Source organism: Pseudolactococcus yaeyamensis, from assembly GCF_054658615.1.
Window position 1 is genome coordinate 1 of record NZ_BAAGGP010000002.1, and the last position, 26243, is coordinate 26243.

At 35.5% G+C, this 26243-nt stretch carries 33 protein-coding genes and 1 tRNA gene; 25 read left to right on the forward strand and 9 right to left on the reverse strand.

Translation table 11 applies throughout. The features are described 5' to 3' along the window. On the forward strand, positions 1-225 hold a 225-nt coding region (locus tag ACYQ21_RS00515), incomplete at its 5' end, for a hypothetical protein (RefSeq protein ID WP_460054065.1). 565 nt (positions 226-790) lie between these two features. Here ACYQ21_RS00515 and ACYQ21_RS00520 read toward each other — a convergent pair. Both ACYQ21_RS00520 and ACYQ21_RS00525 read right to left on the reverse strand, forming a co-directional pair. After that, the gene (locus ACYQ21_RS00520; RefSeq protein WP_460054066.1) at positions 791-1111 is read right to left on the reverse strand and encodes a bacteriocin immunity protein; all 321 of its coding nucleotides are present in this window, start codon (positions 1109-1111) and stop codon (positions 791-793) included. Positions 1112-1250: 139 nt separating this feature from the next. Further along, a complete protein-coding gene (locus tag ACYQ21_RS00525; protein WP_460054068.1) occupies positions 1251-1388 on the reverse strand; it encodes a hypothetical protein in 138 nt (45 codons plus the stop codon). Positions 1389-2322: 934 nt separating this feature from the next. Between ACYQ21_RS00525 and trpS the strand changes: the two genes are divergently transcribed. The 6 genes from trpS to ACYQ21_RS00555 all read left to right on the forward strand — a co-directional run bounded on the left by trpS (position 2323) and on the right by ACYQ21_RS00555 (position 5538). After that, on the forward strand, positions 2323-3345 hold the full coding sequence (trpS, locus tag ACYQ21_RS00530) for a tryptophan--tRNA ligase (RefSeq protein ID WP_460054071.1): 1023 nt from the start codon (positions 2323-2325) through the stop codon (positions 3343-3345). A gap of 11 nt (positions 3346-3356) precedes the next feature. Next, a complete protein-coding gene (locus ACYQ21_RS00535) occupies positions 3357-3704 on the forward strand; it encodes an HD domain-containing protein (RefSeq protein WP_460054074.1) in 348 nt (115 codons plus the stop codon). 32 nt (positions 3705-3736) lie between these two features. Continuing rightward, positions 3737-3985, forward strand: coding sequence for a hypothetical protein (locus ACYQ21_RS00540; RefSeq protein ID WP_460054076.1), 249 nt, complete (start codon positions 3737-3739; stop codon positions 3983-3985). Further along, positions 3969-4817 (forward strand): glycerophosphodiester phosphodiesterase, encoded by an 849-nt coding sequence (locus ACYQ21_RS00545; protein ID WP_460054078.1) that lies wholly within the window; start codon positions 3969-3971, stop codon positions 4815-4817. The genes ACYQ21_RS00540 and ACYQ21_RS00545 overlap by 17 nt, the downstream gene beginning before the upstream one ends. Positions 4818-5141: 324 nt before the next feature. Further along, positions 5142-5336: a class IIb bacteriocin, lactobin A/cerein 7B family gene (locus ACYQ21_RS00550; RefSeq protein WP_460054079.1), complete on the forward strand. Its 195-nt coding sequence runs from the start codon at positions 5142-5144 to the stop codon at positions 5334-5336. A gap of 13 nt (positions 5337-5349) precedes the next feature. Next, complete coding sequence (locus tag ACYQ21_RS00555; RefSeq protein ID WP_460054080.1) at positions 5350-5538, forward strand: class IIb bacteriocin, lactobin A/cerein 7B family; 189 nt, start codon at positions 5350-5352, stop codon at positions 5536-5538. 249 nt (positions 5539-5787) lie between these two features. Here the strand turns inward: ACYQ21_RS00555 and recO are convergent, their stop codons facing one another. The 3 genes from recO to ACYQ21_RS00570 all read right to left on the reverse strand — a co-directional run bounded on the left by recO (position 5788) and on the right by ACYQ21_RS00570 (position 8784). Beyond that, positions 5788-6543 carry a DNA repair protein RecO gene (gene recO / locus ACYQ21_RS00560; protein WP_460054082.1) on the reverse strand — a complete coding sequence of 252 codons (756 nt, stop codon included), beginning with the start codon at positions 6541-6543 and terminating at the stop codon, positions 5788-5790. Between the two features lie 149 nt (positions 6544-6692). Further along, positions 6693-7868, reverse strand: a complete 1176-nt coding sequence (locus tag ACYQ21_RS00565) for a pyridoxal phosphate-dependent aminotransferase (protein ID WP_460054084.1) — start codon at positions 7866-7868, stop codon at positions 6693-6695. A gap of 550 nt (positions 7869-8418) precedes the next feature. Continuing rightward, positions 8419-8784, reverse strand: a complete 366-nt coding sequence (locus ACYQ21_RS00570) for a carboxymuconolactone decarboxylase family protein (RefSeq protein WP_460054086.1) — start codon at positions 8782-8784, stop codon at positions 8419-8421. A 98-nt stretch (positions 8785-8882) separates the two neighbouring features. Between ACYQ21_RS00570 and ACYQ21_RS00575 the strand changes: the two genes are divergently transcribed. Further along, entirely contained in the window at positions 8883-9263 is a 381-nt protein-coding gene (locus ACYQ21_RS00575) for a MerR family transcriptional regulator (RefSeq protein WP_460054087.1), read from the forward strand. A gap of 234 nt (positions 9264-9497) precedes the next feature. On the opposite strand, the gene ACYQ21_RS00580 is transcribed toward ACYQ21_RS00575, so the two are convergent. After that, positions 9498-10151 carry a Fic family protein gene (locus tag ACYQ21_RS00580; RefSeq protein WP_460054088.1) on the reverse strand — a complete coding sequence of 218 codons (654 nt, stop codon included), beginning with the start codon at positions 10149-10151 and terminating at the stop codon, positions 9498-9500. Between the two features lie 362 nt (positions 10152-10513). On the opposite strand from ACYQ21_RS00580, the gene ACYQ21_RS00585 reads away from it, so the two are divergent. From ACYQ21_RS00585 to ACYQ21_RS00640, 12 genes are all read left to right on the forward strand, one after another. Next, positions 10514-10786, forward strand: a complete 273-nt coding sequence (locus ACYQ21_RS00585) for a TIGR04197 family type VII secretion effector (protein WP_460054090.1) — start codon at positions 10514-10516, stop codon at positions 10784-10786. Further along, positions 10786-11535, forward strand: coding sequence for a hypothetical protein (locus ACYQ21_RS00590; RefSeq protein ID WP_460054092.1), 750 nt, complete (start codon positions 10786-10788; stop codon positions 11533-11535). Before ACYQ21_RS00585 ends, ACYQ21_RS00590 begins: the two co-directional genes overlap by 1 nt. Continuing rightward, on the forward strand, positions 11529-12959 hold the full coding sequence (locus tag ACYQ21_RS00595) for a hypothetical protein (RefSeq protein WP_460054093.1): 1431 nt from the start codon (positions 11529-11531) through the stop codon (positions 12957-12959). Before ACYQ21_RS00590 ends, ACYQ21_RS00595 begins: the two co-directional genes overlap by 7 nt. Before the next feature lie 11 nt (positions 12960-12970). After that, on the forward strand, positions 12971-13288 hold the full coding sequence (locus ACYQ21_RS00600) for a hypothetical protein (protein WP_460054096.1): 318 nt from the start codon (positions 12971-12973) through the stop codon (positions 13286-13288). 95 nt (positions 13289-13383) lie between these two features. After that, positions 13384-13731 (forward strand): contact-dependent growth inhibition system immunity protein, encoded by a 348-nt coding sequence (locus ACYQ21_RS00605; protein ID WP_460054097.1) that lies wholly within the window; start codon positions 13384-13386, stop codon positions 13729-13731. 539 nt (positions 13732-14270) lie between these two features. Next, positions 14271-14714, forward strand: coding sequence for a hypothetical protein (locus ACYQ21_RS00610; RefSeq protein ID WP_460054100.1), 444 nt, complete (start codon positions 14271-14273; stop codon positions 14712-14714). 20 nt (positions 14715-14734) lie between these two features. Further along, a complete protein-coding gene (locus ACYQ21_RS00615; protein WP_460054101.1) occupies positions 14735-15052 on the forward strand; it encodes a hypothetical protein in 318 nt (105 codons plus the stop codon). 17 nt (positions 15053-15069) lie between these two features. Then, positions 15070-15546, forward strand: coding sequence for a hypothetical protein (locus ACYQ21_RS00620; RefSeq protein WP_460054102.1), 477 nt, complete (start codon positions 15070-15072; stop codon positions 15544-15546). 355 nt (positions 15547-15901) lie between these two features. Beyond that, on the forward strand, positions 15902-16174 hold the full coding sequence (locus tag ACYQ21_RS00625; RefSeq protein WP_460054090.1) for a TIGR04197 family type VII secretion effector: 273 nt from the start codon (positions 15902-15904) through the stop codon (positions 16172-16174). Continuing rightward, positions 16174-16923: a hypothetical protein gene (locus ACYQ21_RS00630; RefSeq protein ID WP_460054092.1), complete on the forward strand. Its 750-nt coding sequence runs from the start codon at positions 16174-16176 to the stop codon at positions 16921-16923. Before ACYQ21_RS00625 ends, ACYQ21_RS00630 begins: the two co-directional genes overlap by 1 nt. Further along, entirely contained in the window at positions 16917-18332 is a 1416-nt protein-coding gene (locus ACYQ21_RS00635; protein ID WP_460054104.1) for a polymorphic toxin type 35 domain-containing protein, read from the forward strand. Before ACYQ21_RS00630 ends, ACYQ21_RS00635 begins: the two co-directional genes overlap by 7 nt. Then, on the forward strand, positions 18317-18793 hold the full coding sequence (locus tag ACYQ21_RS00640; protein ID WP_460054105.1) for a hypothetical protein: 477 nt from the start codon (positions 18317-18319) through the stop codon (positions 18791-18793). Before ACYQ21_RS00635 ends, ACYQ21_RS00640 begins: the two co-directional genes overlap by 16 nt. Before the next feature lie 130 nt (positions 18794-18923). On the opposite strand, the gene ACYQ21_RS00645 is transcribed toward ACYQ21_RS00640, so the two are convergent. Continuing rightward, complete coding sequence (locus tag ACYQ21_RS00645) at positions 18924-19511, reverse strand: helix-turn-helix domain-containing protein (RefSeq protein ID WP_460054108.1); 588 nt, start codon at positions 19509-19511, stop codon at positions 18924-18926. A 519-nt stretch (positions 19512-20030) separates the two neighbouring features. On the opposite strand from ACYQ21_RS00645, the gene ACYQ21_RS00650 reads away from it, so the two are divergent. The 5 genes from ACYQ21_RS00650 (at position 20031) to ACYQ21_RS00670 (ending at position 23554) form a co-directional block, all read left to right on the forward strand. Beyond that, entirely contained in the window at positions 20031-20303 is a 273-nt protein-coding gene (locus tag ACYQ21_RS00650; RefSeq protein WP_460054109.1) for a hypothetical protein, read from the forward strand. A 265-nt stretch (positions 20304-20568) separates the two neighbouring features. Further along, positions 20569-21675: a replication initiation factor domain-containing protein gene (locus ACYQ21_RS00655; RefSeq protein ID WP_460054111.1), complete on the forward strand. Its 1107-nt coding sequence runs from the start codon at positions 20569-20571 to the stop codon at positions 21673-21675. A 103-nt stretch (positions 21676-21778) separates the two neighbouring features. Then, a complete protein-coding gene (locus ACYQ21_RS00660) occupies positions 21779-22207 on the forward strand; it encodes a hypothetical protein (RefSeq protein WP_460054113.1) in 429 nt (142 codons plus the stop codon). Between the two features lie 2 nt (positions 22208-22209). Continuing rightward, positions 22210-22401: a DUF3173 domain-containing protein gene (locus tag ACYQ21_RS00665; RefSeq protein ID WP_460054115.1), complete on the forward strand. Its 192-nt coding sequence runs from the start codon at positions 22210-22212 to the stop codon at positions 22399-22401. A 1-nt stretch (position 22402) separates the two neighbouring features. Beyond that, complete coding sequence (locus tag ACYQ21_RS00670) at positions 22403-23554, forward strand: tyrosine-type recombinase/integrase (RefSeq protein WP_460054118.1); 1152 nt, start codon at positions 22403-22405, stop codon at positions 23552-23554. Positions 23555-23594: 40 nt separating this feature from the next. Here ACYQ21_RS00670 and ACYQ21_RS00675 read toward each other — a convergent pair. Then, positions 23595-23667, reverse strand: a tRNA-Lys gene (locus tag ACYQ21_RS00675). Between the two features lie 615 nt (positions 23668-24282). After that, positions 24283-26136, reverse strand: a complete 1854-nt coding sequence (locus tag ACYQ21_RS00680; protein WP_460054120.1) for a proline--tRNA ligase — start codon at positions 26134-26136, stop codon at positions 24283-24285. Positions 26137-26243 lie beyond the last annotated feature (107 nt).

Sequence of the window (26243 nt, forward strand, 5' to 3'; positions counted from 1 at the left end):
CGCAAATGTTATTTGATCAAAGACATTGACTGGTTAGATAATCGTGAAAAATGGGTGGGACTCAGGTGCGTTTTTGCGATAAAACGAACGGTTGAAACAAAGTATAAAATAACAGAAGAAATGAGTTACTATATTTCTAGTCTTGAGACAAATCTCGAAAAAATTATTAGGTATTGTACGAGAACACTGGAAAATAGAGAGTTTGCATTGGGTACTGGATGTTGATTTTTCTGAGGATGAATGCCAAGTTGAGTCAGAAAATGCTCAAAAAACTTTAAATGTTTTTAGAAAACTCGCTATTTTAGCTCATCGTAATTATTTGAAGCAGAATATCCTTAAGTGTCTGATAAATGAGGACATCTTGCGGTCTGTCTTGAAAAATTTATGAAACGACAAGTTTTGGCTCTTGCTCTAAATTCATGCGACTTAAATATTTTATTTTCTTAGTTTATCGTGTTTTAAAAATAGAAAATATAAAAAGAAAGAATAGAGGATAAACTATCATATGTACACAAATTTACCGATTGGACCTAAAGACACTATACTAGCTATTTGTCTTTTCATCATATTGGGGCTCTCTGTATTTTGTAAATGGACTTGGTGGGAATGCTGTATTTCTTTATGTGTTGTGTGTCTAGCCTATTTTGCAGGCAGTAAGAAACAGATTAAAAGGTTGGAATAATATTCTAAAAATTAGCACTGCCTAGTATGTAGTGGACTTCATCGCCATTTCTACCCATACATGTACATCTAAAAAAGCGATTCTTTCAAAAATCGCTTTTCTACAACACTATTTACTTTTCATTACATGCAATACCCAGAATCTAATATTAGACAGGCTGCTTAATTTCTTTAAAATATCTGATTGTTCTTGCGATAATGTCATGTTATTTTCTAAGGCAACTTTAGCAATATCTAAATTCATGCGACTTAAAATAAAGGGAATAGCGCTACTTCCAAGCTCTATCTCATTTTTATAAGCTAATAACATTTTTTGTAAAGGAGCGCTTTTTAAATTACCGCTTAACGACACCAATAGCTTCGACATCATGATTAGGGCTTTTTCTTTCCGTTCATCTCCGCCTGAATACCATTTTAATTTATTGTTCATAGTCTCCTTATATTATTTAGAATTTACAGTAAAGCAATGGACACAGCTTATTAATATCTATTATTCCAGCCAGCTGCACCACCAGTAAAAAGATTTGCTGAAGCATTATTTGCTATACTTGTAGCGGTTTGTCCCCAGTTTACATAGATACTTCCTGTTTTTTATTGACATATAAGCCGTTACCATAGTACTTACCTCCTTTGACTTCTAGCAATCCTTCTTGTGTCATTTCACGAAATTTGTTTGAAAATGAATTCTTTAATGTATTGTTTGTCATATTTTTTTCTCCTATAATTTCCGACTAATATTTTCTGATATAAGAAACCTAGCCAATTCAAAAACGTGAATTTTCATTCATTGCAACAAATAACTAAAATAGTTTTCCCTCAAAAACAATTTAATTATTTTAATTACGAAACAAAGTTCACTAGTTGGCCAACTATTTGTAACTCATTTGTTTACATATCTAGTATAGCGCAATTTTATCGCCTAAAAATCAAAATGTCATAAACGACCTGAAATATGCCAAATATAGCCCCGAGTTTGTATGAACGACATTTCCATGCCACGAATGACATGAAAAATAGATTCGATACCTATGTCTATGACAAAATTAACCATGCCAAAAAACGGATAAAGAGCCTGATTTATGAGTAAACTGGAGAATTTGAGAGATTATATATCATTTTCATACTTGACAAATTCCCTTGACATTCCCATAGAATAATCGTAAAATAAAACTATTAGCAGAGGAAGTAGCTTGGTCGATACACGCTCGTGTATCCGAATTTTCAGGAACTTGTCGGTCATTGCGAGACAAGAATTCAACCAAGTGAATGGCCTGCGAAAGGAACTGATGTTCAATCTGATTCGAAACGATAAGAATCACGGCCGTGTCCGATACCGCACAATCCCTTGTTTGAGGGAGCTAAGAGACGGAAAATTTTTCCGTAATTTAAGGTGGCACCGCGTGTAAACGTCCTTGACAAATGATTTTGTCGAGGACTTTTTGTTTATCCGATTTTCATCGTCTCAACTATATTATAAACTGAGTTTCGACTCCTTGGTGTTAGGAAAATAGATAAAAAGACGTAAACGAACTTCGTACGTTTACGTCTTTTTCCTAATTCACTCCTGCGATTACTCGTCGCGGAAAAGAATTCTACACACCAAAGCAGTCGCCTCAACATTTTACAGGAGAATTTAACAATATGAAACCTATCATCTTAACCGGAGACCGGCCAACAGGTAAACTTCACATCGGCCACTATGTTGGCTCATTGAAAAATCGTGTGCTCTTGCAAAATGAAGACAAGTACCAACTCTTTGTCTTCCTAGCAGACCAACAAGCCTTGACTGACCATGCCAAAGAACCTGAAAAAATCATTCAATCTGTTGGCGAAGTTGCCCTAGATTATCTAGCGGCTGGTCTTGACCCAGCAAAATCTACCATTTTCATCCAGTCACAAATTCCTGAAATTGCCGAGCTGTCAATATACTATATGAACCTCGTATCATTGGCACGCCTTGAACGCAACCCGACTGTTAAAACAGAGATTGCCCAAAAAGGCTTTGGCGAGTCTATCCCGGCTGGCTTCCTCGTTTATCCAGTTTCTCAAGCAGCGGATATCACAGCTTTTAAAGCCAACCTCGTCCCTGTTGGCAATGACCAAAAACCGATGATCGAGCAAACACGCGAGATTGTCCGCAGCTTTAATCATGCCTACCAAACAGATGTCCTCGTTGAACCAGAAGGCCTTTATCCTGAAAATGAAAATGCCGGTCGCTTGCCGGGTCTTGATGGCAATGCCAAGATGTCTAAATCCCTCAACAACGGCATTTTCATTTCTGACGATGCCGATACCGTCCAGAAAAAAGTCATGAGTATGTACACTGACCCTGACCACGTCCGCGTCGAAGATCCAGGTAAAATCGAAGGGAATATGGTCTTCCACTATCTCGATGTTTTTGGCACACCCGAAGATGCAGCAACCATTGCTGAGATGAAAGCGCAGTATCAAGTTGGTGGCCTCGGCGACGTGAAAACCAAACGCTACCTGCTCGAGGTCTTAGATCGTGAATTTGCGCCGATTCGTGCCCGTCGCTTAGAATACGCCCAAGACATGGGACAAGTCTATGAGATGCTCAAAAAAGGCTCTGAGAAAGCACAGGCTGTCGCAGCTCATACTTTGGATGAAGTCAAGTCCGCTATGGGGATTAACTATTTCAAATAATGGAAAAAATCATGGCATTTGCCCAAAATAGACACGCACACCTGACAGATGGTCACGGTTTCGATCATATCTTTCGTGTCTATAAATTGGCTGAACACATTTTAGCAGACTATCCGCAAGCCAATCGTAACTTAGTTTTAACGGCTGCGCTTCTCCATGATACCTATGATGACAAATTATTTAAGGATGTTGTCGTAGCCAAGCAAGAAGTCGTTGATTTTCTCACCACACTTGACTTACCTTACATTGACCAAGTGTTTGACATCATAGATAATCTCTCCTTCTCAGCCAATCTTGATGGTAGTGCGCAGGCGCACTTGACATCAATGGTCAAATTGTCCAAGATACCGACCGTTTAGATGCCATTGGGGCTTTCGGAATCGTCCGAACCTTGCAATATGGCTTTGATTGTAAGCGTGAGCTTTATAATCCTGATAAGTTGCCACAGACTTTTACCTCTAAAGCAGATTATCATGCCGCTGAAGGTACAACGATCAATCATTTTTATGAAAAACTCTTTCAGATTTCTGAAAGCCTGCATACTGAAAAAGCCAAGCAACTCGCAATGGCGCGTGATCACATCATGCGAGAGTTTGTCACCGCAATTGAAAAGGAGTGGACGGATGTTTACGGGGATTAAAAAATGGTTTCGCAGAAACCGTGATTACTTTAAGTCACGACGGGCTAGATTTCAAGCCAGTATCTATCATCTGCTCCATCAGGATCCTGTCGAAACGCAGATTTTCGCCCACCGTGGCAGTAAGTCCAATCGACCTGAAAACACCCTAGCAGCTTTTGCTGAAGCGATCAGGGTAGGTGCTGACGGCATCGAGCTTGATGTCCATTTAACCAAGGACGGTCAACTCGTTGTCATTCATGATGAGTCCATTGACCGCACCACAAATGGTACTGGACTCGTTCGTAACCTAACATTTTCAGAAATCCGCAACTATTCTGCGGGGGCTTGGTTTGATAAAGACTATGTAACTGAAAAAATTCCTTTATTGTCTGAGGTACTAGACTTACTGATCCAGATGCAGTTCACAGGCGTGCTTAATGTCGAAATCAAGACGGATAAATTTCAGTATGTTGGCATTGAAAAAATGACCAGTGACTTGCTCACCTCACAGCACTATCCTTTTTCTCATATCTACTGCTCCTTTAATCTCGAATCACTACAACATCTATCAGAGCTTGAGCCAGGTGCAGATTTATGCCTCCTCATGTCGACCTCGGAACAGAAAATTAAGCAAGGTTTGCAGACGGATTATATCACCCACCTGCATCCTCGGTTGGACTGGTTACAAAAAAATTCAAATCACTTAAAACAACTCACCAAACCCCTGCGACCTTGGACTTTAAATAATGATGTTGACATGTACTTTGCCTTCAACCATCGTTTAGCTGGCTTTATGACAGATTACCCCGCTTTAGCAGTTGAGATTAAGAAACGTTATCATCAAAAAATTTAAGCACATCTGAATACATCATAAAACACCAAATTTTTATAAGCCATTCATGGCATGGAAATGTCGTTCATACAAGATTTTGGTTATATTTGGCATATTTCAGGTCGTTCTTGACATTTTGATTTCTAGGGCATGAAATTGCGCTATACTAAGTATGTAAACAAATGAGTTTACTGGCTGGCCAGCTGTTGATTGAAATAATTACTTTACACTCAAGTTGAAGAAATTATTTAGTTATTTGTTGCAGTGAATGACAATTCACGAAATTGGAATGGATTAGATTTCTTATTTTTGAAATCCAGTCTGAAGTTATAGGAGACAAACTATATGACAAATACAACATTGAACAACGTCGCAGGACTTAATAACTTTCCATCACTTACTGAAGATGAGATGACGATGGTTGAAGGTGGCGTCGTTCCCTTAATTGTGATTGGCGGAATTGCAATTTCTAAAGGTGCTGCTATTGCTGGGGGGCTATTTCTAACTGGTATTGGTGTAGGCTATTTTTTAAGTAAATAAGGAGATTCTGCAAATGAAACAAGAAAACAACTTTGATAAAATAATGACTTTAAATCAATTTAAAACATTGAACGATTCAGAAGCAAGTGAGATTTCAGGTGGTATCGTACCGTTCGTTATCACAGGAGCAATGGTTATAAAAGGTATCTCAGCTTTTGGTGCTGGCGTCGCTCTAGGCACTTTAATAGCCAAAAAATTCTGATGGTAATAACAGGACAAAAAGTTTTAAATTTCGTTTTAATCACCAGTTTATTAGCCAATCTAATTTATATTGTTAAAATTTTACTTTCTGGCAATCATGAGGACATGACGTTACAAATATTCTTAACGATTAGCCTGATTTGTTCATTGACAGCAGTAAACTATGGTAACAAAAACTGAAAACTAAATAAAATAGGCTATGGCTGTACTCAAATTCATCAAGAGTACAGCCATAACCCATTTTTTATTGTTATTTCATAATATCAGCCCAGCCATCCAGACCATCAATAAATTTCTTAGCCTTAATCTGGACACCGATATAATGGTCATAAAGCGCATCAATAAAGACACGAATTTTCTTTTTCATGTCATCAGACAGGTTGATACTCGGTAACTTTTCCAAGTCCATTGCCATAAAAGACTGGCACAGAAAAATCACGTTCGGATCCAAGTGAGAACGCCTCATATCCTCATCAAAATGATTTCGACAGAGACAACCATTAAATTTATAAGAAAAATCCATTGGTAAATCCTTACGATGACAAAAAACACACTGCCCAAAATCTAACTGCGCACCAAAACGCGACATGACCTGTAACTCAAAAATAAAAGTCACCACCACCATATCAATCTTCTCTTCCATCAAATCAAGCGACTTCATCAAAAAACCATAAAGCGGCGCATCATAGTGATTATCTGGCAACGCCACATCCGTAAGGCCAATCAAATAACTCGCATAAGCCTGAGCAAAAATATCCGAATTGATGAACTGATAGGGCTTCGCCTCACTAATATCAGAAATAAAACTCAAGCCATCATCATTAACCGTCCCCAACAACTCAAGCTGCGTAAAATTCTGAAGACTACTCGCAAACCTCGACTTCCCAGCATTTTTCACAAAAAACATCCGCTTGCCAAAACGCTCCGTAAAAATCTTGACTAATTTATCTTGCTCACGGTAATGCCGACTAAACATCACCAAACCGCGCGTCTCAACGTTTTTCATATCCCTAAGAACCTCTCCACTTCATTATAACAAAAAATTGGACATCTCTAAAAACTCAGACCCAATAAAAAAATTCCCCAAAATTGGGGAATTTCAATGCTTGTTTGAGATTAAGCAAGCTCAGCTCCACTTGATAAAAGATGAGTAGATTATAACTCACGCTTTTCAGTCACGTAAGCCGTCAAGCGTGCCATAGCTTCTGTAATCACCGTCATACTCGCCGCATAACTTAAACGGATATAGCCTTCACCATATTGGCCAAAAGATGACCCAGGGATAAATGCCACTTGTTTTTCATTAGCAAAATCAAGCAAGAAATCAAAAGAATTTTGTTCTAAATCTGCAGGAATTTTAGCGAAAATATAGAAAGCCCCGTCTGGTTTCGCAATCTCAAAGCCAAGCGGTGTCATCTGTGAGATGATATAATCTCGCCTAATCACATACTCTTTTTTCATCGCTACTGCATCATCTTTACCATTGGTCAAAGCCTCAATCGCCGCAAACTGAGAAACTGTCGTTGCTGCTGTCACAAAATACTGATGCGTTTTAATAATCTGGCTGGTCAAAACCGCATCCGCGAAGATGAAACCAATCCGATAACCCGTCATGGCATGAGACTTAGACAGGCCATTTAGCACAATCGTCTGCTCACGCGCAAATTCAGCAATTGACACGTGCTTTTCGCCCGTATAGTTCAACTCAGAATAGATTTCATCCGAAATAACAAAAACGGGATATTTCTGAATGACCTCAGCCAAAGCCTTGATTTCTGCGCGATTATAAGTCACACCCGTTGGATTTGACGGATAATTCAAAATCACAGCCTTCGTCTCAGGATTAGCAATCAAAGCTGCCTCTAGCATCTCTGGCGTCAAGACAAAGCCATTGGTCGTCGTGTCAATTTCAACCATCTCCGCACCCGCAAGCTGAATCAAAGGCTCATATCCCGGGTACAAGGGCGCTGGCGTCAACACCTTATCGCCAGCCACTAAAATAGACATGAGACTAGCAGAAATCGCCTCCGTCGCGCCAACTGTCACCAAAATCTCTGATTCTGGATCGAACTGTAAATCATATTTTTCAGCCACAAACTGACTCGCCGCCTCACGCAAAGCAAGCAAGCCCGACATCCCAGTATAATGACTCTCATGCGCACGAACAGCAGCCACAGCAGCCGCTTCAACATGCTCAGGCGTATTAAAATCTGGCTCTCCAAGCGTCAATTTCAACATACCAGGAATCTTTGACACCTCCTGGTCAAAACGACGAATCGCCGAAATTTTGATTTTATCCAAATTCGAATTAAAAAGATTAGATACATCCATTAGCTTACCCCATTTTCGTATGAAAAAAGGCACAGACTATGATATGCCCTTCACATTTTTATTCAATTATACCCCTTTTTTATCATCTTCGCAATATTCTGTCAATAAAAGATATGACGTGATTTTGAATAAGTAGAGATTATTATGAACACTTTTACAATTTCTGTCACTATACCCATATGTTCTCAAGTCATTTTAAGTTCCATACAGAAAAAATATAAATTTCTATTTTTCTATTTTGTTTCTTCTATTGCTTTTGTTAAACTATTTTGACTATTTTATGTTTTGGGTTTTAGTATAAAGAAAAATTGTTTTTTTTAATTCCCAAATTACTTAATATTTGCTTACTCAGAAAAAATTTTTTTCTTTATAAAAAGAAGATGCTTTTACATCTAATTTCAAATTGTCCCAGCCTCTTTTTAATATCCCCCTATTATGAATAATTATAGTTGTATATATCAGTTTAAGTTCTTTAAAGTTTGTCATACCCGTTTTAAAATCATATAAATTATTCAAATTCATCCTTATTTTTTTATGATACGGGACACTTCTAGTTTTTGCTAAAGACTTCTTTCGATACAGAAATCGCATTTAAAACTCTTGGAAATCCAACGTATGGTAAACAATGAATAAAAATCTCAACAATTTCATCCCGACCTCCCCCAACATTCAAAGCGCCTTGAATATGAATACGAAGTTGACTAGCTGTATCTCCTTGTGCTAACAAAGATGTAATTGTAATCATCTCTCTCAGCTTCATATCCAATATTGGACGTGCTGCTGCTTCGTCAAATGCTAATAACGTTTTTTGATCTAAGATAGGTGCTATATCGGCTAGACTATCTGAAACCATCTTACTTGCCTCTTTCCCTATCACTGCTTCACGGATTTTTAATCCATTCTCGTATTTTTCCAAAATACTGCCTCCTTTTATATGTGATATAATCAGTATAAACCATCAAGTATACTTGATAGCAAGAACTATTTATACTTAACTAAAGAAAGTCCCCATATATGCAAACTTATAAAATATCAGAAATCGCTAAAATTACTAAATTATCCATTCCAACTTTACGCTACTATGAAGAACTGGGACTTTTACATCCTAATAGAAATAGCGCTAACTATCGCATTTTTACAGATGACGATTTACGTTGGATTGAGTTTATTAACCGAGCAAAAGCAACTGGTATGTCTTTATCAAAAATTGTTGACTACTCAAAATTGAGAGAGAAGGGTGATAGCACCATCTTAGATCGAATAAATATTTTAGCAGAACAAGAGATAATTTTACAAATCGAACTAGAAAAAATACAGCAACATGTCAATTTCCTACAAAATAAAAAACAATATTATACTAAATTTTTAGATTGTCCCAAAACAAAATCACTTTAAAATGGTTTGTATGTCACTAAATTAGTTAAAACAAAAGAAAGAGGTTGGGACAAAAGTCTTAAAAAGAGACGAATCGCATGAAATTCGTTTTTTAAACGCTGAGTTCATGCGATTTGTCTCTTTTATAATTACCTAAATTATGCTAATTTCGATTTTTGTCCCAGCCTCTTTTTATAATATCTCTTTTTAAAATACTTATTCCAATTTCAAATATCTTACGATTTTTTTAATTTATTACCGATTCTCAATTGTAAATGCTGTTGCAAATTTAACAAAATCAGATAAACTATCTTGTTCATCGGGCATGTGATCATCCCAGTCATCAGCCATATAATAATAAACTAAACTTGCATCAAATTTGGTCTTTCTAAAATCCGTTGGAATCACAAGATAATCTTCATTATTATCAGTGAGTGAACCAACCAAAAGATTAGCTGAAATCAAAGCTGTTCGCTTATTGCCGTCATCAAAAGGCTGTAATTTTGATAGCCTTGCATAAAGCTCCCAACCATCCTGTATAGTATTGCCTATCACGGCTTCGAGTTGACGTTGCAACATATTTTCTGTGACTGTTTCTGCGGGAACATAGTCGCCAACATGAATCGGAACATTTTGCCTAAGTTCCCCAGGGGATTCAGGTTGACCACTCATTTTAGAATTCATCTGAGCGTTAATCCCTTTGACAACCTCAACTGTCACTTTGTCTTGAGCTGACGCATATTGAATCGCTTTAAGCAAATCTTCAAAAATGTATCGATCACTTTCAGTTGAAAAAATCCACTCATCTTTATGAGTTGCTAAATTCTTTTGTGTTTGTAAGACGGATGTATTATAGCCTTCGTATTGCGCTACACTATAAATTAATTGAGCTAATTTTTTATTATCCATGATGTCTCCTTAACTAGTAAAATTTAGCAAAAAGGTTCAGTATCTTACATACTGAACCTCATACATGCCCCCTGCAGATAAACAGCATAGTATTCAACACTGTTATACTGAAAACTTACGCATTATAAGGGCTTTTAGGTTCTTTTACTTGAACTAATTCTACTACATTTTTTTATTTTTGGCAAAAAAATTGGCAAAAAATATTTTTCTTATTTTCAACAAAATCAAACTCAAAATTCTATAAAAACCAACAACTAAAATTATCAAAATATATCATCATATATGATATATATCAAATTATGGAAACGCTTTTAATAAAATGTTATAATATCTTAAAATGTAACTAAAATATAGGAGAATTTATGGCAACAGGCAAAATAAAATCAAGTACCGTAGATGCACAATCCGCAATTTCAGAACTCACAGGAATAAGCGCAACTAACTTTGCGAACCAATCCGTTGATTTTAGTTCAAGTAATATCTCAAGTATGCTCGCAGGTCAGACACTCGCCAATCAACTCATGAATCAGACTTCAAAAGTTGTTTCATGTGTCTTATCACAAGCTAATAAATTTCCAGAATTAGCCCATGCGATTGAGGAACGAGATATTGCAGATAGTCAGAGGTTTAGATAATGGTTAAAGAAACAGCTAAAAAAGGGTTTTTTGATGATTTTTGGACAATTTCTCCTGAGCGTGATTTAGTAGATGATACCAAAAAAGTTGAAGAAGAACCCATTGAAAATCCTCAATGGGAAAATTATGATTGGACAGATTGGGCAGAATATTGGAATATTAGTATTGAACGGACACGGCTAAACTTTGAAGAAGCGGACGAAGAAGAAAAAATCAGCTTAATTTATGCTAATCAAACAATCCATGAACAAGCTGAAGAAAAACGTCAAAAGCTTGCTAAAAAAGAATCTGATAGGGTCAAGTATCAAGAATCTTTGAAAAAGTTTGCTGCTGCGAAAAAAGAAAAAGCAGTTTCAACTTCTCTTTTTGAGAATACGACAAGTTATAGACAACAACCGAAAGATAAAAGTGAAGCTAGACGTCACGCACTTTACCAAGAAATAATGCGTCAAGAATCTGATATAGATGAACTCAAGGGCATGACTAATAAGTTTACCCAAAACAACGAGAACTTCATTTTAGACATCAAGCATAATATAGATAATGCACGCTATATTTTAGAAAATTCACAATCAAATTCTAGGCAAGCACAACGTGAAAATGAAATTTATCAAAGCGTTTATGCCAACTTAAAATCTCGCTTTGAAACTCAAAATGAGATGATTAGTCAGTCCTCGAATAGAACAAGACGTGATATTGAAGATAAGATTGATAACTTGAGCAGAGAAAGGAACAACTTACCGTGGTAATCTATGACAGTGGCGATTCAAGTAATCTAATAACAGCCTTAGAAGCTAACCTTTCAGGAGCTCAACAAATTTTTGACCGTCTTTCTAAAGGTAGTCAACATCTAATCGGTGTGATTGATTCAGGCACCTTATCTGGTGCTGCCTATAAAGCGGGACAAACCTTGTTTGTTGTTTATATCAATCCCATGCTTCAAAAATTAAATCAAGCTATCACAGATATACAAGGCGACCTAAAATCGTATAAAACGGCAGATAGTGCCATAAGTGCTGTCGGTAATCATCTGGATAGCGACCAAATTCAACAACTTCTTAAACTCACTCAAAATATGATTGACTTGGTTGAACAAAAAATCAAAGATGACCGAGATTTTATCAATCAATTTTTCAGTGGCGGGTTTGAAAAAGTTGGTAATGCTTTGGCGGAATTACCCGACCTTTATGACCAATTAGAAAATTTAAAAGAAATTAAAGCAACACGCAAAAAAGAACTAAAGGCACTGGAAACATTTTCAAGCTCGACTCACTCACTTTTTCAAGATAGCTTACGTGCTTTTGAAAATGCGATGAAAGGCGTTGATGTTATCAATCGCTCAACCGCAAGTTCAGACGGTACGATTACCTTTCCTGCGGGCGCTGATATGAGTTGGGCTACAAAATTGAGTGCTGAGAAGTTCAGTTCCGACCTATCAGGTGCAAAAAGTAAGAAAAAATCTGATAAGATTGAAATTAAGTGGTCAGCTATGAATGGTATGGGAGAAAGTTTTCCAACTGTTTATGTTAATGGTAAAGTTGATAATGAGAAAACAAAAGACCTTCGTTTGGCAATTAACAAAATGGGTTGGGCAAATTTAAAAAAATTAGCACCAGAACTTATAGTGGAGTTAATCGGTGTTAATGATGTTAAAACTTTATTGGATACAGACGCTTCATTTTCAAAACAATCTCTGAGTTTTCTTTCCTTACTTTTAACTTATTTTCCATTAAAAAAAGCAGTTAGTCTTTATAAAGCCATGGAAGCAGCTAGACTGCTTGAAAAAGGTGGAGATTTAGCGCTTGACTTGGCAAAAATCAGTAAGACATTTGGACTTACTGAGAAAGAAGCTAAAGTACTTAGTGAGATGTGGGATACGGAAAGACTTGCAGGGAAGACAGATGATATAACCAAGTTTTCTTTTGAACTTAAAAATCCCTCTACATTTGAAAATGCCAATATAAAAAATGTAGAAAAATATCTTGATGAAGAGTTAAAAGGATACACAAAATCTCCATTAAAACGAGGAGAGGGGATAAGATATTTCGATGGTAAAGGAAATTCTTGGCAGTTAAATTATGGCTATGAAAATGCTTCTGATGCAGTTCATGGTGGTCCATATTTAAAAACAACAATTAACGGAGAAATTGTTCGCATACCACTTAAAAAGTAAAGGAAAAATATATGAAAAAAGAAAATTTAGTAGAGTTTTTAAGTTCTATAATTGAAGAAGATGCAATCATATCCAGACTGTATAATTTATTTCATATTAAATATGGCTATGAAATTCAAGAATTAGATGGTTTAGTGCAATATGGTATTAGAAATAGTAACTTTATTATTGAAAATATTGATAATTCTGATGTAACATATGATAAAGTGGAATGGAGGGAAGATAATAATTTTCAAGAAGTAGTTATTATTGAACAAAGTGATTTCATAAAATTATTGTTTTCAGAGAATCCAGAAATACCTAAAGATTTTGTGCAATTTTTAGATTAATTTTGTCAAAAGTACCTTCATAGAATTGTTCAAACCATTTAGAGGAATAGAGTGATGAAATAAAAGAAATATACAGTATATCCGATAATTTTGAATTGAGCGATAATTTAGATAAAAAATATTATTCAATTTTAAACAAAGAAAAAAACGAACTTAATGTATCAGATGTGTACTTCATGCTTCGACAAAGTATTTTACCAGACCTCGCTAGAGAGCGAAATATAGAGTTATTATTAAATAATCCTTTGGCAGGGGAAATGTATGAGGGACAATTATTAGAGATACTTATTGAGGATATTAAATCATATAGTGAGCAGCGAGATGAATTTTTAAATTTTAAAAATCAATTCTCTGAGAAAGTTGCTTCAATTATATGGGAAGATGATTTTGAAAAAGAAGAATTCGAAGGAATTTATAGACAATTTAAAGAAGCTATAAAATAATGATTTATAATTTCAATACACATAGCTTGGATTATACCGCAAAAGTCATTCCAACATTCTCATTGGCACTGAATACCATTGAATTAGAGTATATTTTACAAAGTGGAAAATTAGTTGATGTAACAGGGTTTCTACCATTAATTAAATCGGAAAAAACTAAAATTAATATAGGAAAATATTATTCATAGAATATTTACTTTGAAGATTCACAAGCTGAAGCTAATGATGTTTTTGATATTTTTGATAAAATTCCTGAAATCAAAAAATATTTTATTCCTCAAACAATCAAGTTTGATGAGGATAAAGGGATAATTCAAGTTGGAACTGATTTAGAGTTAGAAGATAAAATTTTAAAGGTTAATGATAGTATTTTTTATGGAGTCGATTTAGATGGTTTTTTAAAATGTCTTTATCTTATTCCTGAAAAATTTATTTCTTAAGGCAGACGCCTATAAAAGTAAATAACGATTTGTTCGAGGTAGTGACGGCAAAACATATTTTAGTCCTGATCATTATAGAAGTTGGATAGAGGTATTGGAATGAAAAATGGGATTTTTGAAATAGAAAAAAAAGATATAAAGAATCTCATTGAAAAAAATGAAACGGTATCAGTTTTAACTATTAACGTGAATTGTGAAAATATTCATGATGATAAGTCATTTATCCTGAATGTTGGTTTGGCATGGGGAATGCCTGAAAAAGAGCTTAAGGAAATTGAAAATATTAATTGGTTTAATGATGTTTTGTGTGATTTTATTTATGACAAATATGAAAATGAATATAAGTCATTTATCCTTATTCTTGAAAAATGGTCTAAACTAAATCTTGACAATATTTTCGAAATAGGAGGACATGTATATGATTATAGAAAAAAAGAAGATTATCTTGAATTATTTAGTGTTATAATAGCTCAATTTAGTGAATTCGATAAAAATTATCCAGATGACCACCTAATGGACTTCACTGTATTGCTAACTGATTGATATGGAAAAAGAGAATTTAATTGAAAAAAATTAAAATATCACTGGAATATGGAGCTTTTCCAATATGGTTTTATGATGAATCAGGGAATTTAATTGACAATGTTTCTCCAGAAGAACTAAGAAATAATAAACAAATAGATGATAGACTTCTTGAACTACAGAAAGAATATGAAGCTCTATTCATTAATAACAAAGTAGAATTTACATATAAGGATTTTCAAGATGAGGAAGCTAAATATGAATTTCAACAAAAAGTGGATAGTATTATTTCTGAAATAACCAATTTTGTAAATAATAATTACCAAATTGAAAATGCAATAGATGTATCCACATTATAAATTATTGTAAAATACAAATGGGTAAACTACTAGAAGAAATCAAACAGTCTTTAGAAATTGAACGAGACTTTAATAAAACTATAAATATTTTGAAACCTCTTGATGATGAGGTGTTACGAGAAGCGTTAATTTGGTTAGCAATAGATTCGCAAAACATGAGTTACTACTTCTTAATTTTACAACTTATTCAAGAAAATGAGACATGGACACATCATTTAACTGCTTCAAGATTATTAAGTGTAAGTCTCGTATCATTTGAGGGAGCTGAAAATATTGCTTTGAATCATTTAAGGCGTGCAATAGAACTTGATAATGACAATGTTGAACTAAAACTAGAATTAGTGTCATTTTTTGAATCTCCCGAAAAATTGGTATCAGAAGAAGAAGTTAAATTCATTATAAAAAATTATTATAGATTTGCTTCAAAAGATTTGCAAGAACGTATAGATAATATAGTAAAAAGAAGAAATTGGGAATCAAATAATTTGTTGTAAGATATTTTGGATAGATTTTTAAAAAGGCTCTACACCAAGGTGTAGAGTCTTTTTTTAATGCCCCCTGCAGATAAACAGCATAGTATTCAACACTGTTATACTGAAAACTTACGCATTATAAGGGCTTTTAGGTTCTTTTACTTGAACTAATTCTACTACATTTTTTTATTTTTGGCAAAAAAATTGGCAAAAAATATTTTTCTTATTTTCAACAAAATCAAACTCAAAATTCTATAAAAACCAACAACTAAAATTATCAAAATATATCATCATATATGATATATATCAAATTATGGAAACGCTTTTAATAAAATGTTATAATATCTTAAAATGTAACTAAAATATAGGAGAATTTATGGCAACAGGCAAAATAAAATCAAGTACCGTAGATGCACAATCCGCAATTTCAGAACTCACAGGAATAAGCGCAACTAACTTTGCGAACCAATCCGTTGATTTTAGTTCAAGTAATATCTCAAGTATGCTCGCAGGTCAGACACTCGCCAATCAACTCATGAATCAGACTTCAAAAGTTGTTTCATGTGTCTTATCACAAGCTAATAAATTTCCAGAATTAGCCCATGCGATTGAGGAACGAGATATTGCAGATAGTCAGAGGTTTAGATAATGGTTAAAGAAACAGCTAAAAAAGGGTTTTTTGATGATTTTTGGACAATTTCTCCTGAGCGTGATTTAGTAGATGATACCAAAAAAGTTGAAGAAGAACCCATTGAAAATCCTCAATGGGAAAATTATGATTGGACAGATTGGGCAGAATATTGGAATATTAGTATTGAACGGACACGGCTAAACTTTGAAGAAGCGGACGAAGAAGAAAAAATCAGCTTAATTTATGCTAATCAAACAATCCATGAACAAGCTGAAGAAAAACGTCAAAAGCTTGCTAAAAAAGAATCTGATAGGGTCAAGTATCAAGAATCTTTGAAAAAGTTTGCTGCTGCGAAAAAAGAAAAAGCAGTTTCAACTTCTCTTTTTGAGAATACGACAAGTTATAGACAACAACCGAAAGATAAAAGTGAAGCTAGACGTCACGCACTTTACCAAGAAATAATGCGTCAAGAATCTGATATAGATGAACTCAAGGGCATGACTAATAAGTTTACCCAAAACAACGAGAACTTCATTTTAGACATCAAGCATAATATAGATAATGCACGCTATATTTTAGAAAATTCACAATCAAATTCTAGGCAAGCACAACGTGAAAATGAAATTTATCAAAGCGTTTATGCCAACTTAAAATCTCGCTTTGAAACTCAAAATGAGATGATTAGTCAGTCCTCGAATAGAACAAGACGTGATATTGAAGATAAGATTGATAACTTGAGCAGAGAAAGGAACAACTTACCGTGGTAATCTATGACAGTGGCGATTCAAGTAATCTAATAACAGCCTTAGAAGCTAACCTTTCAGGAGCTCAACAAATTTTTGACCGTCTTTCTAAAGGTAGTCAACATCTAATCGGTGTGATTGATTCAGGCACCTTATCTGGTGCTGCCTATAAAGCGGGACAAACCTTGTTTGTTGTTTATATCAATCCCATGCTTCAAAAATTAAATCAAGCTATCACAGATATACAAGGCGACCTAAAATCGTATAAAACGGCAGATAGTGCCATAAGTGCTGTCGGTAATCATCTGGATAGCGACCAAATTCAACAACTTCTTAAACTCACTCAAAATATGATTGACTTGGTTGAACAAAAAATCAAAGATGACCGAGATTTTATCAATCAATTTTTCAGTGGCGGGTTTGAAAAAGTTGGTAATGCTTTGGCGGAATTACCCGACCTTTATGACCAATTAGAAAATTTAAAAGAAATTAAAGCAACACGCAAAAAAGAACTAAAGGCACTGGAAACATTTTCAAGCTCGACTCACTCACTTTTTCAAGATAGCTTACGTGCTTTTGAAAATGCGATGAAAGGCGTTGATGTTATCAATCGCTCAACCGCAAGTTCAGACGGTACGATTACCTTTCCTGCGGGCGCTGATATGAGTTGGGCTACAAAATTGAGTGCTGAGAAGTTCAGTTCCGACCTATCAGGTGCAAAAAGTAAGAAAAAATCTGATAAGATTGAAATTAAGTGGTCAGCTATGAATGGTATGGGAGAAAGTTTTCCAACTGTTTATGTTAATGGTAAAGTTGATAATGAGAAAACAAAAGACCTTCGTTTGGCAATTAACAAAATGGGTTGGGCAAATTTAAAAAAATTAGCACCAGAACTTATAGTGGAGTTAATCGGTGTTAATGATGTTAAAACTTTATTGGATACAGACGCTTCATTTTCAAAACAATCTCTGAGTTTTCTTTCCTTACTTTTAACTTATTTTCCATTAAAAAAAGCAGTTAGTCTTTATAAAGCCATGGAAGCAGCTAGACTGCTTGAAAAAGGTGGAGATTTAGCGCTTGACTTGGCAAAAATCAGTAAGACATTTGGACTTACTGAGAAAGAAGCTAAAGTACTTAGTGAGATGTGGGATGCGGAAAAAATTAGTAGTAAATTTTCTTCAGAGCTTGAGATGCTTGACCCTAACAAAATCAACCATATTATGTTATCTAAACATGATTGGATAAAAGTAGTAAATCCTCCAACGTGGGAAAATGTAAAACCTTTAATGGAGGAAGTTCTGAAAAAAGGAAAAGATACTGTAGTAAAAGGAATTCCAGCGAAAGAATTAACTATTGACGGTAAGACTATAACCGTTACATACGTGGAGATGAACGGAAAGGTAAGGATAAGTAACGCATGGGTAAACTACTAGAAGAAATCAAACAGTCTTTAGAAAATGAACGAGACTTCAATAAAACTATAAATATTTTAAAACCTCTTGATGAGGTGGTGCTAAGAGAAGCGTTGATTTGGTTAGCAATAGATTCGCAAAACATGAGTTACTACTTCTTAATTTTACAACTTATTCAAGAAAATGAGACATGGACACGTCATTTAACTGCTTCAAGATTATTAAGTGTAAGTCTCGTATCATTTGAGGGAGCTGAAAATATTGCTTTGAATCATTTGAGACGTGCAATAGAACTTGATAATGATAATGTTGAACTAAAACTAGAATTAGTATCATTTTTTGAATCTCCCGAAAGATTGGTATCAGAAGAAGAAGTTAAATATATTATAAAAAATTATTATAGTTTTGCTTCAAAAGATTTACAAGATCGCATAGATAATATAGTAAAAAGAAGAAATTGGGAATCAAATAATTTGTTATAAGATATTTCAGATAAACTTTTAAAAACAAAGTGACCGTGATATGGCTTTGTTTTTATATAAAACCAAACATAGAAAAAGCATATGAAATTCCATGATTTCATATGCTTTTCTATTGCTTAAAATTTCTTCATTATTGTTGTATCTTGTCTTGATTATCAACAATGAATTTTATTTTTTCGTACAGTTCATTTATTCCATCTAAATCTAATGAATCAAGTAAAGGCGGGATATACCTTATCTCTTGTCCTCCTTCTGAATCAAATACATAATCATTATTTTCATCTAAAGCTCCAACAGTTCTCCCAAACATAAAAGGTTTCAAATTTTGTAGCGTATTAACAGTCTGTTCAAATATATAATCCCCTCTACCTTGTTCCAACTCAAAAAACTGACTATACAAATCATTAAAAGCTTTATTAGCCTGCAATATCTCATGAGCTTTTTTTTGATATTCATCAATATTATCTGCACTTATTTCAAGTTGTTTTTCTTGCTCTGTACCAAAAAGTTGTGTCGGTGTAGCTTTAAAAAACTCTGCTATTTTATCTAAGTTTGCAAATGTAGGATATGATGTTCCTTGCTCTATCTTTGAAATAGCATTTTTACTAATACCAACATATTCTGCTAAAACCTCTTGCTTAATATTTTTTTCTTTACGTAACTTAGCAACATTATCGCCAAAATTTTGAATAAAATATAATTTACGGTTATCTGTCATGTTTCCACTCCTTATAGACACATTTTACACCTTTTATTACTTTTTTTCAACTTCAAGCTTGACAAAATCATTTTAATCAACTAAAATATACCTATAGTTGATTATAGGACTACAACATATCCGATAACGTTTCGGATGACTTACTCAATCTCGCCGAGCCATAAACTCACGCTAACTGTGCTATTGATATAGAGTTCTCGGGAAAACGCATGAGACTGCGACATCAGTCTAAAGCGTATAATAACCGTTTGAGAGTAAGGAAAGTCTCGACATGAGCCAGAAATTAAGTTTCTGATAAAAATAATCAAAGGAGGTCATACTATCGACTACAAACAAGTTTCAGAAAAAGTTGGTAAAAGCGTCTCAACTATCAAAAAGTGGCGCTCGAAAATTACAGAGCTTGCGGGTTATGAATTTTCGTTCAGTAAAATTCCTATTGGCTACGGTCGAGGGCGGGGCTATAATTGGGCACCAGATTTTACGAAAGAGGAACTTGAAAAGTTTGTTCAAACATCGAAATTGATTGCTGATAAAGGACTTGACAAGGCGATTAAAGCGGTCTGGGGCGACCTTAACGCTCAGTTGGAAGAAGAAAGGGAAGATGCTCTACTTGCTCTAAAACGTGCGATAGGGCGCTTAAATCTCTCTCGTGTTGCTTTAAAAAAAGAGCTTGATAGTTTGTCTGCTGATAATGTCAAACTCCGTCAACGTGTTCACACACTTGAAACAAATTTATCTGACTTGATTGAAAAGTTATCAGAGAACAAGAAAATCAAAAAACTTATCGAGTAAGTGAGCAATTTTTGAGTACGGCTGAGATAGATTTTAGTGGTCGGCGCACCAAGCGCTTAGACCACTAAAATCGTCATTGACGGACGAAGTGAAAAGTGTTCACTTACTCATGCTAAAACTTGACGGATTTCATTTGGCACATGCCTGTAACACCATGTGCTATTAGGAATTAAAACAACCACTAAACCCTTGCTACTTATGGGCTGGTTGCTATTTCTAAAAAGGTTTTTTGAAACGACACCTAGACAATGAAAGGAGGTGAGAAATGGTTATAAAGGATATTGATAAACAAAGTAAATTGACAGCGGGTCTGGATTGGGTTCAATTTCAAATTGATATGAAAATAGATGACATTATCACAGATGTTTTAGGACTTGAATCTGAATTGTTCATCGAAAAATCAGGTAACCTGAGATACTATGATTATGAAAAATACTGGGTTTATGGAGAAATCAAACTCTACTTTAGCGAAACATCTGATACACCCTGCATGGTTCAATTTTCTGGTTCGGGTTGGTCGTTCTATAAGGATAATTATTTAGACCTTTGGGAAATCACTGAGTTTGGCTATATCAAATTTTTAGATTCTAGTTTTGGGCAATACATTGACCCTAAACGGCTTGATATGAGACTTGATGATTTTAATGACAAACCCTATTACACCCCTAAAACCTTGTTAAACTACTGCCAGAAAAGACGGATACTCTATGGTAGAAGTACTGTCTACAAACCCTTTGGAGATGACTACACGGGACGAACGTTATACCTTGGCGCTGATGACAGTACTAAAAAAACTCGAATTTATGACAAGTTGGTTGAACAAGCTAAAAAATTGGGCATACGTCCAAAAGATTTAGCAGAAGATATGGCAGTTAAATCTTGGATACGAACGGAAACAGAGTTTCGTCAAGATGATGTTAAAGCCATTTGGCTAGAGATTATCAAGACCGAACAAAATGAACTTGATTTTTACAAAGGATACTTAAAGGGTAAAATCAAGTTTTTGGATAAGCAAGGCAAGTTTTACAGTCCAGAATTTTGGAGACATCTCATGTCAAAAACAAAGGCTTGGTCTTACAAGATTTCTAAAAAACAAACCCCTATCCTTGATAAAATCAACTGGTTCATCCAAAAAGGAGCGCTACCAATTTTGAAAATGTATCAATTCCTTTATGACAATGAGATTAGTACTGCCCCTCTCGACCAATATCCAATAGATTGGTTGATTGAGGAAGCAAGATATTCAAAAAGCCTAGCTACTGAAATTATCAAGTATCTAGCAGAACTGAACGATTTATCAGAGGATAAAAAAATGGACTTGATTAAACAAGTCCAGCTACAAACAAAAGACACAAACAGTCTGTTTGATTAGTCTTTCGGACAAGTAAGAATCGCGAGTTCCTACTTGAATAATCGCTTGCAGGCGATTCACTAGATTTATTATACCACGGAAAGTGGTTAGAAAGCATTACATTATGGGAAAAAGAGATTTAACTATTAACGCAAAAGATTTTAATTTGGATAATATCGGTACAACCTTTGAATTGCTTGATTTATATCCAGTATTCGATACGGTTGATAACCTAGATGAAAATGGCAACCAACAATTTTACAAAAATGGGAATGTCATGACAAAAGAAACTGATGAAATTACTGGTTATATGTACGCTGTAAAAGTCTTAGACGGCAAATTCAAGCGTAGAACACAAACAGTCAAAATCAACGGTATTGACCCACTCATGACGATTGAAAAATTCTATGATTCAGATGATATCAAAATCAAATTTGACAATCTGAAAAACTCCTACATTGGTAAAAATGGGGCTTTGTCTTATCTGGCAGATTCAGTCTCACTGGTAGGAGATAACAAGGTCAAAAAATCTGATGAGAAAGCAGGTAAATAAGTATGAATACAATCACACGACAAGACCTAGTCTCACTAGGCTATCAAAGCGAAACCGCAAGAAAAATCATTGCACAAGCAAAATTAATCTTAATCAGTCGTGGTTATCTATTCTATGATAATAAGCGATTGGGGCGAGTACCTGTCAGTGTAGTTGAAGAAATTCTAGGTGTTCAATTAGAAGTAGGTGCTTAATATGGTATCAATCAATTACACCAAGTACAAAGGAAAGCAAGGCTTAACTTATGGCTTTCAAATAAAAGATAATCAAGGTATCCGTCTTTTATCAAAGTCAGGTTTTAAAACCAAAAAAATTGCCAAAGCAACAGGCGAAAAAATAAGATTGGAACTTGACAGCGGTAGTAAACTCAATCTTTCAAGTACAGTGCATGATATTTGGCAAGTATGGTATGACCTTGAAATCAAACCCTCTAGCTTATCCGAACGGACAAAATACAAGTATAGAAGTCACGGCAGAGTAATTGCCAAAATATTTGACGGACAAAAAGTATCAAAAATAAAACCTAGTGAATATCAAAAGATAATGAATGACTACGGTAAAGATGTCGGAAAAGATAGTTTAAAAAGGCTTGATAATGAGATTAAAAAAGTCGTTGCCTTTGCTATCCGTGACAAATTATATATGGATGATTTCACTGCGGGTTATAAACGTAATGCAGGTAAACAACCTAAAAAAGCAGAAGATAAATATATCGAAAGTATTGAAGATTATAAAAAAATACTTGATTATTTAGCCAATCATCTTGACTATAAAATCAGTGTGCTACCCTACTTTTACTACCTTATGTTTAAGACTGGACTGCGACTTTCAGAAACGCTTGCGGTTAATTGGGAAGATATAAATTTTGACAAAATGGTACTTTACACTTATCGTAGATACTCTCTAGCGGATAAAAAGTATGTACCACCTAAAACACCTGAATCTATCCGATATGTGCAGTTAGATAACGAAACAATAAAAGCCTTTAGAACCCTTAAAAAGAGCCGTATAGCTCTTAATGGAGATGTAGAGGACAAAGAAATGGTATTTTTAGAACCCGACAACCAGATTTTATCACATTATAAAATCAATCGGGCAATTCAAAAATATCTATCTGACTTAAACATTACACCAATTATCACACCTTATGGGACACGCCATACCTATATCAGTGTTTTACTCGCCCAAGGCGTAGACATTGAAGTTATTGTTAAACAAGTAGGACATAAAAACAGTACTCAAATTAGAGAAACTTATGGTCATATACTTAGGGAGACATTGGACGCTGGCAATGATAAAATCAAGAAAATTATGGGTAGTTTTGGCAAAAATTTGGCAAAAATATAAAAGAAAAGGCTCTACATCAACGTGCAGAGCCTTTTTTTGATGCCCCCTGCAGGGCTTGAACCTGCGACCCATGGATTAAGAGTCCACTGCTCTACCAACTGAGCTAAGAAGGCAATTTATTAAGAGAAAAAGCATTTCTCACCAATTCATTATACCCCAAATACACCTAAAAATGCAAGAATAAACTCAAACAAATCAGTCCCAGGTTTTTGGAAGTTTTTGGACGTGAGGTCAAGGCAACTTTGAGGTTGTCAATCGAAACCTAACAAAAACATCACGCCCAATAAAGCACTGTTTTTTGCGATTTTTTGGGCGTGAGGTCGAGGCAGTTGAGACGCAGCAACCTTGAGGTTGTAAGTCGAAAGCTAACGAAGACATCACGCCCAAAAAACGCAAAAAACACTGATTGAATGCCGTTACTCACTCAAGTATTGAACCCGCTGTTAATGTTAAACAGGTGGGCGTCTCGCTCTTACTGAAGCAGCTTCCATCTAAAATGGCTTGCACGCTGTAAGATGTCTCAAAGACTCCCGAGGTAATACGATTTAGTCGGTCAAAAATGTGAGCAAGTTCGCACATTCCAGTGCTTTTCTTTATATTTATATCATAGCATGGTTCTATTTTTTTTGCAAACAATATCTCGGAAAACGCTTTCTTTTTTTGTAAAATACTTTATCACCACAAAAAAAACAGAAATCCGTTCGTCAGACTTCTGTTTCTATGTCCACTTATTGATTCAAAATCGCAAGGGTTTCTGCCAAGTCATCGACATTAACCTCAAGTGTATCACCTGTTGCACGAATCTTGACTTCAACAATACGATCTGCTGCTTTTTTACTAACTGTCACGCGCACTGGCAAACCAATCAAGTCGCTATCCGCAAACTTAACGCCGACACGTTCTGTGCGGTCATCTTCAAGGACTTGCAAGCCAGATTTTGTCAAAGTCTCTACGATTTCTGCTGACAAAGCAACAGCTGTTTCATCTTTAACATTCACTGGAATCACGTGCACATCATAAGGTGCTAAGCCTTTAGGGAAGTTCATTGACCATGAGAATTTGTAATCGCCCTTAAATGTTTTCTCAACATTAATCCGCGCAAATTGCTCTAAAATCGCTGATAACATCCGGCTGACACCAATACCGTAGCTACCCATGATGATTGGTTTCGCTTTACCATTTTCATCTAAAACATTGGCGCCCATACTTTCAGAATAACGTGTACCAAGTTTAAAGATGTGACCGATTTCGATCCCACGTGCAAATTTCAGGTGACCGCCACCATCTGGTGCTGGTTCGCCTTCTTTTGCAGTCCGCAAATCAACAAATTCAGCCACTTTAAAATCACGTTCTAGATTGGCGTTTTGATAATGGAAACCATCTTCATTAGCGCCAACGATAACGTTGACAATGGTTTCAACCACACGATCAGCAATCACTTTAACATCTTCTGGCAAGCCAACTGGTCCTAATGAACCGAATGTTGCACCAAATACTTTAATTGTTTCTTCTTCTGTCGCAGGTTCAACAAAATCAGCACCTAAATGGTTGGTTAATTTAACTTCGTTTAACTCATCATCACCACGGAGTAGGACAACCACGATTTCACCATCTGCATTGTAGACAAGTGTTTTAATGGTTTGCTCAGTTGGCACGTCAAGAAAGGCTGAAACTTCCTCAATCGTTTTCACATCAGGAGTTGCGACTTTTGTCAACTCAAGATGTTCAGTATAAGCGGTAGGTTTGACAAATTCAGTCGATGCCATTTCCAAGTTTGCTGCATAATCTGAGCCGTCAGAATAAGCAATGGTATCTTCCCCTGCAATCAACCAGTTAGAAAGTTCTTGCTTGATGTCTTTGATCACAAAGTCTGGGATTTCTGAAATATCAGCAATTGATTTATCTAAAATCAACCATTGTGACAAGTCCGTACGGTCGGGTGTAATCGCCATAAATTCTTGCGAATCTTTACCACCCATGGCACCGCCGTCACCAATGATACCTTTAAAGTCAAGGCCAGCGCGTGTGAAAATATTCTCATACGCCTGTTTATAGTCTTGGTAGGTTTCATCTAGCGATTCATAATTAGCATGGAAACTATAACCATCTTTCATGATGAACTCACGACCACGAAGTAGACCGTAACGCGGCCGTTTCTCATCGCGATATTTCGGCTGAATTTGGTAGAGGTTCAATGGGAGTTTCTTATAAGACGTGATGTCATTTCTGACAAGTGCAGTCATGGTTTCCTCATGCGTTGGGCCGAGGATAAAATCTGATGCATCGCGATTTTTTAGCTTATAGAGGTCAGCGCCGTAAGTCTCGTAACGACCACTTTCTTTCCACAAGTCTGCGGTTAAAAGAGCGGGTGCTAGCAATTCCACCGCACCAATGACCTCAAACTCTTCACGCATGATATTCTTGAATTTTTCAAACACGCGATTAGCAAGTGGCAGATAAGCGTAGATACCTGCTGAGACTTGACGAACGTAACCTGCACGTACGAGAAGGGCATGACTGATGACTTGCGCATCAGACGGCATTTCTCGTAAGGTAGGAATAAGCATTTTGGATTGTTTCATGTGTGTGATAGTTGGATAACCCTATCAAGCCCTGCGCTTGGAGATTATCCTTTCCTTTCATATAGTGTTTTCATTATATCAAAAAAAGCGCTGAAAATCAGCACTTT